This is a genomic window from Mesorhizobium sp. B2-4-6, assembly GCF_006442775.1.
GTDB lineage: Bacteria > Pseudomonadota > Alphaproteobacteria > Rhizobiales > Rhizobiaceae > Mesorhizobium.
In genome coordinates this window covers 25,311-38,382 of record NZ_VFVI01000006.1, presented here as the reverse complement: position 1 = coordinate 38,382, position 13,072 = coordinate 25,311, and the positions used below count along the sequence as shown (strand labels likewise).

The 13,072-nt window shown below is 64.0% G+C and carries 13 protein-coding genes and 1 pseudogene; 13 read left to right on the top strand and 1 reads right to left on the bottom strand.

Features of this window, described 5'->3' with window-relative positions; genetic code table 11:
* Position 1 precedes the first annotated feature (1 nt).
* The 9 genes and pseudogenes from FJ957_RS16865 (at position 2) to FJ957_RS16825 (ending at position 7,024) form a co-directional block, all read left to right on the top strand.
* Positions 2–679: pseudogene (locus FJ957_RS16865) on the top strand (winged helix-turn-helix domain-containing protein).
* 39 nt (positions 680–718) lie between these two features.
* The gene (locus FJ957_RS31835; protein ID WP_246685881.1) at positions 719–892 is read left to right on the top strand and encodes a hypothetical protein; all 174 of its coding nucleotides are present in this window, start codon (positions 719–721) and stop codon (positions 890–892) included.
* A gap of 197 nt (positions 893–1,089) precedes the next feature.
* The gene (locus FJ957_RS16860) at positions 1,090–1,692 is read left to right on the top strand and encodes a hypothetical protein (protein WP_140833186.1); all 603 of its coding nucleotides are present in this window, start codon (positions 1,090–1,092) and stop codon (positions 1,690–1,692) included.
* Between the two features lies 1 nt (position 1,693).
* Positions 1,694–2,356, top strand: a complete 663-nt coding sequence (locus FJ957_RS16855) for an ABC transporter ATP-binding protein (RefSeq protein WP_140833184.1) — start codon at positions 1,694–1,696, stop codon at positions 2,354–2,356.
* A complete protein-coding gene (locus FJ957_RS16850; RefSeq protein ID WP_140833182.1) occupies positions 2,349–3,017 on the top strand; it encodes an ABC transporter ATP-binding protein in 669 nt (222 codons plus the stop codon). Before FJ957_RS16855 ends, FJ957_RS16850 begins: the two co-directional genes overlap by 8 nt.
* The gene (locus tag FJ957_RS16845) at positions 2,993–5,674 is read left to right on the top strand and encodes an ABC transporter permease (protein WP_246685862.1); all 2,682 of its coding nucleotides are present in this window, start codon (positions 2,993–2,995) and stop codon (positions 5,672–5,674) included. Before FJ957_RS16850 ends, FJ957_RS16845 begins: the two co-directional genes overlap by 25 nt.
* Before the next feature lie 152 nt (positions 5,675–5,826).
* Entirely contained in the window at positions 5,827–6,084 is a 258-nt protein-coding gene (locus FJ957_RS16840) for a DUF1344 domain-containing protein (RefSeq protein WP_140833180.1), read from the top strand.
* A gap of 458 nt (positions 6,085–6,542) precedes the next feature.
* Positions 6,543–6,788, top strand: a complete 246-nt coding sequence (locus tag FJ957_RS16830) for a hypothetical protein (protein ID WP_140833178.1) — start codon at positions 6,543–6,545, stop codon at positions 6,786–6,788.
* Positions 6,789–6,796: 8 nt separating this feature from the next.
* The gene (locus FJ957_RS16825; protein WP_140833176.1) at positions 6,797–7,024 is read left to right on the top strand and encodes a hypothetical protein; all 228 of its coding nucleotides are present in this window, start codon (positions 6,797–6,799) and stop codon (positions 7,022–7,024) included.
* A 105-nt stretch (positions 7,025–7,129) separates the two neighbouring features.
* Here the strand turns inward: FJ957_RS16825 and FJ957_RS16820 are convergent, their stop codons facing one another.
* On the bottom strand, positions 7,130–8,050 hold the full coding sequence (locus tag FJ957_RS16820) for a LysR substrate-binding domain-containing protein (RefSeq protein WP_140833680.1): 921 nt from the start codon (positions 8,048–8,050) through the stop codon (positions 7,130–7,132).
* Between the two features lie 123 nt (positions 8,051–8,173).
* Here FJ957_RS16820 and FJ957_RS16815 point away from each other — a divergent pair, with 123 nt between their 5' ends.
* The 4 genes from FJ957_RS16815 to FJ957_RS16800 are packed head-to-tail and all read left to right on the top strand — an operon-like array spanning position 8,174 to position 13,032.
* Positions 8,174–9,214: an aromatic ring-hydroxylating dioxygenase subunit alpha gene (locus FJ957_RS16815; RefSeq protein ID WP_140833174.1), complete on the top strand. Its 1,041-nt coding sequence runs from the start codon at positions 8,174–8,176 to the stop codon at positions 9,212–9,214.
* The gene (locus tag FJ957_RS16810; RefSeq protein ID WP_140833172.1) at positions 9,211–10,341 is read left to right on the top strand and encodes a 2Fe-2S iron-sulfur cluster-binding protein; all 1,131 of its coding nucleotides are present in this window, start codon (positions 9,211–9,213) and stop codon (positions 10,339–10,341) included. Before FJ957_RS16815 ends, FJ957_RS16810 begins: the two co-directional genes overlap by 4 nt.
* A gap of 46 nt (positions 10,342–10,387) precedes the next feature.
* Positions 10,388–11,509: a histidinol-phosphate transaminase gene (hisC, locus tag FJ957_RS16805; protein ID WP_140833170.1), complete on the top strand. Its 1,122-nt coding sequence runs from the start codon at positions 10,388–10,390 to the stop codon at positions 11,507–11,509.
* Entirely contained in the window at positions 11,506–13,032 is a 1,527-nt protein-coding gene (locus FJ957_RS16800) for an FAD-binding oxidoreductase (RefSeq protein ID WP_140833168.1), read from the top strand. The genes hisC and FJ957_RS16800 overlap by 4 nt, the downstream gene beginning before the upstream one ends.
* The last annotated feature ends 40 nt before the right edge of the window (positions 13,033–13,072 follow it).

Genomic DNA, 13,072 nt, shown 5'->3' with positions numbered 1-13,072 from the left:
GATGCGACTTCTGCTTGTTGAAGACGATCCGAGAACCGCCGACTACGTGGTCAGGGGACTGACCGAGGCCGGCCATGTCTGCGATCTGCTGCGCGACGGCCATGACGGGCTCTTCGCCGCGACCCGCAACGCCTATGACGTGATCGTCGCCGACCGCATGGTTCCCGGCCTCGACGGCCTGTCGATGATCAAGGCGGTGCGCGCCGCCGGCGTCCGCACGCCGGCCATTTTCCTGACCTCCATCGGCGGCGTCGACGACCGAGTCGAGGGCCTGGAGGCGGGCGGCGACGACTATCTGGTCAAGCCCTTCGCCTTTTCCGAGCTGCTTGCCCGCATCCATGCGCTTGGCCGCCGGCCGGCGGCGCAGGAGCAGAAGACCGCTTTGCGCGTCGCCGACCTCGAAATGGACCTGATCTAGCGCCGCGTGACCCGGCAGGGCCAGCCGATCGACCTGCAGCCGCGCGAATTCAGCCTGCTCGAGGTGCTGATGCGCGGCGAGGGCCGCGTCATCACCCGCACCATGCTTCTGGAGCGCGTCTGGGATTTTCATTTCGACCCCAAGACCAGCGTCGTCGAGACGCATATCAGCCGGCTGCGGGCCAAGGTCGACAGGCCCTTCGACGTGCCGCTGATCCACACCGTGCGCAACACCGGCTACAGCCTGCATGTTCCGGCCTGATCTTGCGTCCACAGGGTGGCCAACCGCGCTCGCCATCGCATGAGCGAGACACGCTCCAGCCTGCTGCGCAGCACGCCGTTCAGGCTGGCGCTGACCTTCGCCTTCCTGTTCCTGCTGGCCTTCATCCTGTCCGGCGCGATCGTCTATCAACTGATGAGCGCCTCGCTCGCCAGGCAGCGGCCTCGGCTTGAGCCTTGTGCGGGCGGTAGCTGACCTGCATGGCGCGACCATTTCGCTCGATGACCGACATCCTGGCCTGGCGGTCGTGGTCAGCTTCCCGGCGGCGAGACCGCCAGGCGCCTGAAGCAAGGCGTTTTGCAGCTTACCAATCCGTATGATTGAGGCGACCTTACCGTAAGTTTGGCGCGGCATAGTGATGCGCATGTCGATCCATCGAAAGGCCGTATGACATGATCGCTTTTCATCAGAAAATTACCCGATTTCTGCCCGCCCTGTCGCTCGCCGCATGCCTGGCCGCCGGAGGCCCGCTCCCCGGCCTCGCGGTCGGCCCGGCAGCCGCCGCCGAAAAGGCTGTTCCCGCCGAAAAGAACCCTCCTGGCGATATTCCCGATACGCAGGTGTTCATCGACTATACGTCTCCGGAGGGTTTCACCATGAAGGTGCCGGAGGGATGGGCGCGGTCCGACCGCGCCGATGGCGCGAGCTTCATAGACAAGCTCGACGGTGTCGTCGTCTCGGTGGCCAAGGCGGATACCGCGCCCACCATTGAAAGCGCCAAGGCGGACTACGTTCCGAAGCTGCAAGCCGGCGAACGGGCGGTACGGGTGACCGCGGTCAAGCAGGTCAATCTGCCCGCCGGTCCAGCGATCCGCATCGTCTATACCTCCAACTCCGAACCGAACGCCGTGACCAACAGGCAGGTTCGTCTCGAAGACGAACGCTACCTCTATTTCAAGAACGGCAAGCTCGTCACGCTGGAGCTCTACGCGCCCAAGGGTGCCGACAATGTCGATCAATGGCAACTGATGTCCAACTCATTCCAGTGGAAATGACATGCACGTGCTGGAAGCGCACGAACTCTACCGGTTCTTCCACATAGGCGACGACGAGACCGCCGCGCTGCGCGGCGTCAGCTTTCATCTGTCGGCCGGCGAGATCGTCGCTCTTGTGGGACCCTCCGGAAGTGGAAAATCAACGCTGCTGTCCTGCGTGACGGGACTGGACGAGCCGGATGGCGGCTATGTCGAGGTCGGCGGCTCACGCCTGACCCGCAGACCGGAGACCGAGCGCACGCGCATTCGCGCCGCCAGTTTCGGCATTCTCCTGCAATCCGGGAATCTGTTCGGCCATCTCACTGTGGAGCAGAACCTACGCCTGCAAATGCTGCTGGCAGGAAGATCGGACGAGAAGCGAATCGCCATGCTCCTCGAAACCGCCGATCTCCTGCATCGGGCCTGGGCTCTCCCGACCGAGCTTTCCGGCGGCGAGGTGGCGCGTGCCGGCCTTGCGGTGGCGCTCGCGGCTGATCCGCCGATCCTGGTTGCCGACGAGCCGACCGCTGAGGTCGACCGCGACACCGAGACCCGCCTGATCGCGCATTTCGAGGCGCGCCGCCGGGCCGGGCTGGCAACGCTCATCGCCACCCATAGCAAGGCGCTTGCCTTCAAGGCCGACCGCATCATCACCCTGAAGGACGGGAGGATCGACGATGAGTGACCCGATCGTTGTCGGCCGCGGAATCGGCCGCGATTTTCAGCGCGGGGTCGTGGCGCTGCGCGATGTCCACTGCAGGATTTCGGCCGGCGCACGCATTGCGCTGGTCGGCCCGTCCGGAAGCGGCAAGACGACCTTGCTGCATATTATCGGCGGACTGGACCGGCCGACGGCTGGCAGCATCGAATGGCCCGGATTTGGACCGTTCGACAAACTGAGGCCGCGCCAGATCGGATTGGTGTTCCAGTCACCGAGCCTGTTCCCCGCCCTGACCGCCGCCCAGAACGTAGCCCTGCCGCTGGTGCTGGCCGGCGAACAGGTGGCCGCCGGCGCCAATACCACGGCGCTGCTGGAGTCCTTCGGCCTCGGCGAACTTGCCGACAAATTGCCCGAGGAATTGTCCGGCGGACAGTCACAGCGCATAGCCATGGCCCGAGCACTCGTCATGCGGCCGAAGCTGGTTCTCGCCGACGAACCCACCGGTCAGCTCGACAGCGTCACGGCGCAATTCTTCTTCGATACCGTCCTGGAACAGCTGGAAGGCACTGACACGGCGCTTGTCGTGGCGACCCACGACGAGGCGGTAGCCGCCCGGATGGCAACCAGATGGACGATGGATCATGGCCGGCTTGTCTCCGAATGGCCAAGACACGAGGCGGCATGATGGTGGCGTGGGTCTGGATACGCGGCATTCTGGCAAGGCGTTTTCTGCGCGTCGCGGGCGCCACTGCGGGTGTTGCGTTGACCGTCGCCCTGCTCGCGGCGATGACGCTTTTCCTGGTGCAGGCAAGCGCTTCGATGACCTCCCGCGCCATCGGCGCGGTGCCGATCGATTGGCAGGTGCAGGTGATTTCCGGCGCCGATCCGGAATCCATCCGCAAGGCGATAGCAGACGCTACGCCGGTCAAGGCCGTCCTTGGCGTAAGCTATGCCGACGTGGCGGGCTTCGAAGCCTCCACCGGCGGCACGACGCAAACCACCGGACCAGGCCAGGTTGTTGCCTTCGACAACGGCTATTTCGCCGATTTTCCAGCCGAAATCCGCTTGCTGTCAGGCAGCAGGGATGGCGTCCTGGTCGCGCAGCAGACGGCGGCCAACCTGCATGTCCAACCAGGCGATACCGTTTCGATCAAACCGACAGGTCTGCCGCCGGCGACGGTCAGGATCGCGGGCGTGGTCGATCTTCCCGACGCGGATTCGCTCTTCCAGGCCGTCGGTCTGCCGGCCCAGGCCGCGCCGCAAGCGCCTCCCGACAATGTCCTGGTGCTGCCGCGGCAAGACTGGCAACGGCTCTTCGAACCGCAGATGAAGCTGCGCTCCGACACCATCCGGCTGCAATGGCATGCGCGGCTCGCCCATGACGTGCTGCCGGCCGACCCCGTCCCGGCCTACACTTTCGTCACCGGCGCGCAACGGAACCTCGAGGCAAGAACCGTTGGCCAGGCTCTCGTTGCCGACAATCTCGGTTCGCGCCTCGGAGCGGTCCGCGAGGACTCGCTCTACGCCTCGGTCCTGTTCCTCTTCCTGGGGTTGCCCGGCATCGCGCTGGCCATGGCGCTTACCTTCGCGGTGATCTCCTCCGGCGCAGTGCGGCGGCGGATGGAACAGGCCCTGCTGCGCGTGCGCGGCGCCACCACGCAAGCGATCCTGTTCTTCTCGGCTGTCGAGGCGGCGCTGGTAGCCGTCGCCGGAACCGCCCTTGGCCTTGCCGGGGCATGGCTCTTTGGACCTGCCGGCTCGCCAGGTCCGCAGCCGATTTCGGCGGTGAGCGATCGGCCGTTGCTTTTCGTGGCGCTGGTCGGGGTGGCGCTGGGCTTTGCAGCCTTGCTGTTTCCGGCCTGGCGCGATGCGCGCCTGACCACCGTCGCGGCGGCGCGGCACACCGTCGGGCGCGGCGCCGCGCCGCTCTGGCAGCGGCTGTGGCTGGACGTGCTGCTGCTCGGCTGCTCAGGGTTCCTTTTTTGGCAGTCGGCCAGCACCGGATATCAGATCGTGCTGGCGCCCGAAGGCATCGCCGCGACCTCGGTCGACTACAAGGCTTTCATCGCGCCCGCTCTGTTGTGGCTAGGCATGGCGCTGTTGACGATCAGGCTGTCGGGCATGGTGATCGCACGCAACGGCAGGCTGTTGCGGGCGATCGTGGCCCCGGTGTCGGGGCCGCTGGCGCCGGTGGTTTCGGCCGCCTTGTCGAGGCAGCCGGGGCGGCTCACGGTCGGCATCGCCATGACGGCGCTGGCCATCTCCTTCGCCACGTCGACGGCAATCTTCAACACGACCTACAATGCCCAGGCCCGCATCGACGCCGAACTGACCAACGGTTCCGACGTCACCGTGTTCGGTACATCCGACAAGCCGGCCGGAGCACATATCGCGGCGCTGACCGCACTGACCGCTGCGGCTGCCGTGGAGCCCATGCAGCATCGTTTCGCCTATGTGGGCGCCGATCTGCAGGATCTCTACGGCATCGACCCCGCAAATATCGGGCGCGCCACCAACCTCTCCGACGCCTATTTCAGCGGCGCCGGCGCCGCCGCCACTCTCGACCGGCTCGCCGCCACGCCCGACGGCGTGCTGGTGTCGGAAGAAACTGTGAACGATTTCCAGCTTCAGCAAGGCGATACGATCAATCTGCGGCTGATCGATGCGAGAGACCATCAGTACCATCCGGTCGCATTCAAGTTCATCGGTGTCGCGCGTGAATTCCCAACGGCGCCGAAGGATTCCTTCCTCGTCGCCAATGCCGCCTATGTGGCGCGTATGACCGGCTCGAATGCATCCGAGTATGTCCTGATGCGGGCAAAGGGCGATCCGGCCGCGCTGGCGCGGCAGGCCCATTCAGTGCTCTCCTTCGATCCCGCGCTGAAGGTCACCGATATCGGTCAAGCGACGCATCTCATCGGGTCGAGCCTGACCGCGGTCGACCTTGCCGGGCTGACGCGGATCGAACTCGGCTTTTCCGTCGTGATGGGCGCCGCAGCCGCCGGCCTCGTGCTGGCGCTGGGCTTCGCCGAACGTCGGCGGCCCTTTGCCATACTTGGCGCCATCGGCGCCAGGCCGTCGCAATTGGCCGCCTTCCTGTGGAGCGAAGGCCTCGTCATCATCTTCGGCGGACTGGTCTTTGGCCTGCTATCGGGCATCCTTACCGCATGGATGCTGGTGAAATTGCTGACAGGCGTATTCGATCCGCCGCCGGAGACGCTTTCGGTACCATGGCTGCATCTGGCGATCGTGCTTGGCCTGGTCGTCGCGTCGGTCGCCGCGGCGGTGCTTTCGGCCCGGCCTTCGGCGGAGCCGGTTGCCGAGCAGTTGCGCGACCTGTGACGGCGGCGGCTTTATGCATTTGTAAGGCCACGGCCAACCAGTCGAAAACTGCAAGGCCTAAGGTGGCTCCGCTCCCGCTGCGGCCGGGAGCAGGTATCCGGCAAGTCCGGATCGATCCGGGGCAATGCCCTGAAACCAGAAAGGAAACAAAGATGAAGAAGAAATCAGTCATCGCTGCTGCCACGATCCTGGCGATCGCATCCTCCACCGGCGCCTACGCCAAGGCTGCCACCGGCACCATCGCCAGCATCGACAAGAAAGGCGATTCGATCACCATGTCCGACGGCAAGACGTTCACCTTGCCGGAAGGCATCGAAGCCGAGACGCTGAAGGTCGGCGAGAAGGTCACCGTCACCTATTCGACAAAGGCCGGCAAACTGACGGCCTCGAGCATCCAGCCGGCCAAGTAGGCCACCCGCATCGGGCCGAGACTTTCTGGCGGGGCCAGCATCGTTGCCGGTCCCGCCAATGAGTTGACGCGCAGACCGCAAGGCGGAACGACTATTGTACCTTCCATTGGCCCCGAAAGCCCCGGAGAGCGGCCCTTTTGAAAGAAGGGGCGCCCCTAACATGTCGGAATCGCCAGATTCCGGCATTCGCGCAATGAAATGTCGCTTGGTGCTCGGCGTCCCGTCGTTGCCACCGCCCTCCAGGTGCTTGAATACCGAGGGGCTGCCAAGCGCGGTGAGATCACAATTGTCGACCGCCTTGGTATGATAAAACTCTCACATGGAGCCTGCGAGGAGGAGCAACGCCACTTCGGCCAAGCGTCAGCCTGATTGTCCGAAACCAGACGTAAAAGGGTCTTGAAGGCCGCTGAACGTTGGCCTTAAATAATGCCGGTATTGGGTTCAGGGAGGCCTTCTTGATGACCAACGCTTTTCACGCCATCACGGTTGAAGAAGCGGCCGAGACCTATGTTCGCTCCAAAGGGAAGGCCCGGTTCCTCTTCATCGCACAGGCAATCCAAGCCATCCGAACATTGATGCCAGCCTGCAAGGCTTCCGACCGCGAGTTGGAGGAAATGCTGGCGGCGGCATGCGTCGTTCACAATGTCCCGGTCTCTTTCGATGTCGCAACGGCCGAGAGGGCGAAGACGCGGCTTTATTCATAGGAGCCGAGATGCCCGCGCTCGCGCCGATGCCTGCTTTATCGGACTATCGCTTGGCGATAGTGCGCTACCTGTTCGACAATGTCGACAATCCGAGCATTTCGATATCGGAGGTGATCCGCGCCGTGAGAAAGGCGTTTCCGCTTTGCGAGATGACAGATTGGGAACTCGGCAACCAGATAGCGCGAGCCGCGATAGATGCCGGGTTTGGTGTCGAATTCGATGCCGAGGTCCCCTAATCGAGTCCTGCACCGAAAGGTGCAAAACTCGATTTGAGGCAGGTTGCCGGAGAAGTGGATCGCCGCCTATAGGCGAAGTGGGCATCCCATGAACGACAGAGGACATCAGCCAACCGTTAACACTGCGCCCATCCGCTTAGAAATCGAAACGATCCATGCGCGCAATTCCGGACCGAAAGGCTTTTGCAAGGCCGCACGGTCCCAAGCAAGGAAATAGGCCTGGGACAATTTTAGCCGCTGATCGAAAGGGACAATGAGCCGGCCGGATGCAATATCCTCGGCGGCCATCGAAAGTTGGGCCAGCACAATGCCCCTTCCGTTTGTCGCGGCATCGATCGCGGCGCTCGACAAGGAGAAGGCGACTTCGCCCGAAACCTTTCGGTACGATGCCCCGATGCTTGCGGCCCATTCCGCCCAACCTGGCGGCGAGCGGTGGTCGCGAGCCCACTCTATGCTGAGAAGCGGCAGGTCGAGAATGTCGGCGGGTTCGCGCACCGGGTGCCTGGCGAGCAGCGCCGGCGAGCATGCCGGCACCACCCAGTCCGTGAACAGTTCGGTGTAGTGATCGAAATTACGATATTTGTCACCGTAGGAAATCCGGAAGTCGACCTCTTCGATATCCAGCCGGGGTTCTGTCTCAGCACCGATCAGGAGTACGCTCGCTCCCGGGTGGCCGATCTGCCAATCCAGCAATTGCGGGCCGATCCACTTGCTGGCCAGCGACGGCAGGCAGGAGATCGTCAGCGTGTCAGCGGACTGAGCACGTTCGATGATGTCCTGAGCCTCGCGAATTTGATCGAACCCGAGTGAAACGGCCGCGTGATAAACGCGCCCCAGCGCGGTCAGGGCGACACTCCTGCCACGCCGTTCCAGCAATCTGGCCTCCAGGACATCTTCGGCCTTTCGTATCTGCTGGCTGACCGCGCCGACGGAGACTCCAAGCTCGTCCGCCGCGGCCGTCACGCTGCCGCGCCTGCCGAAAGCCTCGAAGGCCTGTATCGCACGGAGTGGCGGTGTTTTCTTCACCTGGGCAACGATCCTGGGGTCAGCTTGATTTAGTTTTTCTAAAATAGAACGCAGATGCAAGCCCTATGTCGTCTCGGGCTCGCGGGATATTCGTTTCGGTGTTCACAAGCTGGGGAGGACGCCATGTTTCTTCGAAACTGCTGGTACGTAGCCGCGTGGGACCATGAAGTTGCCGACCAGCTGGTGCCAAGCCGAATCCTTGGCGAGGACATTGTCCTCTACAGGCGGACCGATGGCGCTGTGGCGGCGCTCGAAGACGCCTGTCCGCATCGCAAGCTGCCTTTGTCCATGGGCCGCATCAAGGGCGACACGGTCGAATGCGGCTATCACGGCCTGACCTTCGACAGCACGGGAGCCTGCACCCGCGTGCCGGGCGCGGAAAAGATACCGCATGTCGCATGCGTCCGCTCCTATCCGATCGCGGAACGCTACGGGCTGCTCTGGATATGGATGGGCGAGGCGGCCAAGGCCGATCCCGCTTTGATTTTCGAGGTCGACCACTGGGGCGATCCGGCATGGGGCGTCAACCGCGGCGAGTCGATGTCGCTGGATTGCAATTATCTCTACATGACCGATAATTTGCTCGATCCCTCGCATGTGTCGTGGGTCCACCAATCCTCCTTTGGCGGCGTTCAGGCCATGGAGGATGCGCCGCTCGAAACCACCGTGGGCGCGGACGGTGTGACCGTGTGGCGCTGGGTGGTCGATGCCGAGCCGGCGCCTTTCTATGCGCCCTTCCTCAAATTCACCGGCAAATGCGACCGCAAGCAGCACTATGAGGTGCGTTACCCCTCCAACGCGATCATCAAGGCGATCTTCGTGCCGGCCCGCACGGGCGGCGAGGGCAAGCCGCTGCACGAGGACGTGTTCCTCATGGACAGCTACAACTTCATGACGCCGGTCGATGAGAACCAGACGAAATACTACTGGTTCCAGATGCGCAATTTCGCGCCCGACGACCTGGAGGTTTCGCGCCAGTTCGCCACATCCGTCCGTGGTGCCTTCGACGAGGACCGCGTCGTGCTCAATGCCGTGCACAAGGGCATGGCCAACAAGCGCACACCCAATCTCGATCTCAAGATCGATGTCGGTCCGCTGCGCTTCCGCCGCAACCTCGCCAAGCTGATCGCCGGCGAGAGCCAGGAATTGGCGGCCGCCGAATGAACGCATTCACCGCCCGCGACACTATCGCAAGCAGCGGGTTTCGCGACCTGAAACTGGTCGCGAAGGTGAAGGAGAGCGCCGTCATCACGTCGTTTCATTTCGAGCCGGTCAATCCACGCGACTGGCGCGCTTTCGAGCCAGGCCAGTTCCTGGTGTTCCGCATTCCGGTGCCCGGGAGTGCCGCCGGCGAAAGGGGATACGTGCTGCGCAACTACAGCGTCTCCTGTTCGCCCGCCAGCGAGGGCCTCTACCGGATCAGCGTCAAGCGCGAAGCCGCGCCCGCGCCAGGGCTTCCCGGCGGGATAAGCTCGTGCTTCCTGCAAGATCAGGTCGACGTTGGCGATGTGCTCCAGGCAGAAGGGCCGCGCGGCGATTTCGTGCTCGACAGGACCAGCCCCCGTCCGGTCGTGCTGCTCAGCGGCGGCGTCGGGCTGACGCCGATGGTGTCGATGCTGCATGCGCTGGCGACGATTGCGGATCGCCGTGCCACCTTCATTCATGCCTGCGAGAACGGCGACGTGCATGCGCTGCGCGACGAGGTGGCGGGCCTTGTCGCAACGCGGCCCGGGCTGATCGCTCATTACTGCTACCGATCGCCGTCCGAGCTCGACAGGACCGAGCGGCGCTTCCACAGCGAGGGCATGATTTCGCGAGACGTGTTGCAGCGCCTGCTGCCGATCGATGACTATGATTTCTATCTTTGCGGGCCACCGCCGTTCATGCAGGCAATCTACGGCCTGTTGCGCGGGCTTGGCGTGCCGAAGCATCGTATCGCCTACGAATTTTTCGGCCCGGCGACGGTGCTCGAGCCGGATGCGGTGCGAGCTCCCCCGGTTCCCGTGCAGCCGGCAAGGATCGAGGCGACCGGCGAGGCGACAACCGTGGAATTCCGAAAATCGGGCCTCAAGGCGGTCTGGGACGGCTCGGCCGCATCGCTGCTCGACTTCGCCGAGGATCAAGGCCTGACACCGGAATTCAGCTGCCGGGTCGGCATCTGCGGCACCTGCAAGTCGCGGCTTGTCTCGGGAGAGGTCGCCTATTTCGAAGAACCGCTGGACGAACTCAGGGCAGGCGAAGTGCTGCTGTGCTGCTCGAAGCCGCACGGATCAGTCGTCCTGGATATTTGACAAGATCGTCGTGCCGCGCGTGGCCGGGGGAAACGGAAGTCGGGATTTGGAACAGTCGGTCAAACCAGCGTCAAGCTTGCCACTCAATCCGCATGTCGCGGCATTGCCGCCCTACAATGCCGGCATGAACATCGCGATGGCGCGGGCGCTGAGCGGGCACCACGACATCGCCAGGCTTGCCAGCAACGAAAACCCCGACGGTTGTTCTCCCGCCGTCACCGCCGCGCTGGCCTCCTCGTCCTTTGAGCCATGGCGTTATGCCGATCCGGCCTGCACGGCGTTGCGGGCGACACTTGGCGATAGACTGAGAGTCGACCCCAACCTGATTGTCGTCGGCAATGGCTCCGAGGAGATGATCGCCGCCATCTCGCGTGCCGTCCTGGTGCCGGGCGCCTCGGTGGTAACGACAGTGCCGAGCTTCGGCTTGCATGAGATAGAGCCGCTGGCGGCGGGTGCTGACGTCGTCAAGATCGCCATGACGCCGGAGATGGACTTCGACCTTGCCGCGCTCGAAACAGCAATCGCCTCCGGGCCGCGAGTGATCTTCATATCCTCGCCCTGGAACCCGGTCGGCCCCGGTCTCGACCGCTCCAGCTTGCGACGGCTGATCGGTGCCGTTCGGCCCGGCACGCTTCTCGTCCTCGACGAGGCGTATTTCGAGTTTGCCGATCCCGGCGCGGCGGACGGCATCGAGGTTCTGCGCGACAGTTCCATCGATTACGTCGTGCTGCGGACCTTTTCGAAGGCTTATGGCCTGGCCGGACTGCGCGCCGGTTATGCCGTCTGTTCCGGTCTTGAACTGGCGAGAGTGATTGCTGCCGCAAAGACGCCGTTCAACGTCAACGCCGCGGCACAGACAGCCGCTATTGCCGCCCTTGCCGACGAAGATTGGATGAAGGCGTCGGTGGGGCGCATCAGGGGCGAGCGTGCCCGTGTCGCCGCCGCGCTCGCCGGTTTTGGCTTCCAGGTTGCGCCGTCGCAAACAAACTTCCTGTTCTTCGGGGGCAAGGGCGACAGTTCAAGCCTCGCGGCTGGTCTCCTGGAGCAGGGGATTATCGTCAAGGCGTGGCGTGAGGCCGGCTATGAACGCTTTCTGCGCGTCACCATCGGCTCCCCGGCGGACAACGGCCGGCTGATCACTGCGCTCCGGGGATTGACGGGACAATGAGCGGCGTCGCTTCTCCAGGACAACTGAACTGGATCGACCAGGCGGTGCCATTGCCTGTCGTCGACAGCATCCGCGGTGTCGTCGGCGCCCCAAACGTGCGGACCGGCGACGATGCCGGGGCGACCGACCTTGGGTTGAACGGCACGGATTGCGGTGCCGGCATTGTTGTCACGCCTTCGTCGACGGAGGAGGTCGCGGCGGTCGTGCGCATCTGCCGCCGCAACGAGGTTTCCATCGTGCCGCAAGGCGGACGAACCGGCCTGGTCGGGGGCAGTATTTCGCGGCCGGGCGAGATCGTCCTATCGACGGCGCGCATGAACCGCATCGATCGGCTCGATCCGATCGATCGCGTGGCGGTGGTCGGCGCCGGCGTCACTCTGGAAGCCCTGCAGCAGGCCGCGCTCGAACACCGGCTGGAACCGGGCATAGACCTTGCAGCGCGCGGCTCGGCGACGATCGGCGGTATGGTGTCCACCAATGCCGGTGGGGTGATGGCCTTTCGCAACGGCGTCATGCGCCATCGCGTGCTTGGTCTCGAGGCCGTGCTGGCAGACGGATCGATCTATTCCGATCTGACCCGGGTGGTGAAGAATTCCGCCGGCTACGACCTGAAGCATCTCTTCATCGGTGCCGAGGGAACGCTCGGCATCGTCACCCGCGTGGTTGTCAAGCTCGACCCTTCGCCGCGAGCCACCGCCACCGCGCTTTTCGGCCTGCCGTCGGTCGACGCGGCTTTGCAGATCATCCGCACGGCGCTGGAATCGGATGTCGGGCATCTGCGCGCGGCGGAGGCGATGTGGAACTCGTATTTCAGGCTGGCCGCCGCCGCGCATGGATGGTCCGAAGCCGGCGTGGCGCCCGGGCAGCCTTTGTTCCTGCTGCTGTCGCTTGGCGGGGCCCGCGAGGATGCGCTGCGCGAGGATTTCGAGCGGATTTATTCGGAGGCGATGGAGCGTCATCCCGAAGCGACCGGCATCATTGCCGGCTCACGGCGACAGGAGGACGATTTGTGGCGGCTGCGCGAGGACACCGGCGTGCTCTACCGCGCTCATCCCAATGCGCCTTCCTTCGACGTATCCGTGCCATTGTCGGAGATTTCGGCCTATCTCGAAAGGATCATACCCGGCCTTGCCGCGATCGAGCCGGGTCTCGCGCCCTATGTCTTCGGGCATCTGGCCGATGGCAACCTGCATATCGTGCTCAACCGCCGGGGTCCGCTGGCTCCTCACATCGCGAAGGCGGTCGAGGACGTCCTGTATCGACAGCTCCGGGAGATTGGCGGTTCCTTTTCCGCCGAGCATGGCGTTGGGTCGAAGCGCATTCATTCCCTGCTGGCGACAGCCGACCCGACGAAGCTCGCCGCGATGGAGCGGGTGAAACGAGCACTGGACAATCAGTCGATCATGAACCCCGAAAAGGTGCTTCCCTGCGACGCCTGGTTCGTCCGGTCCCGCAGCCCGCTCCCCACCGGCAACGAGCGCCGATTGCCCCTTAAGAACGCGAGCGATCTCAACGATGAATAGCCACCTAGCGGAACGACAGGGAATGAACGGATTGACCGCA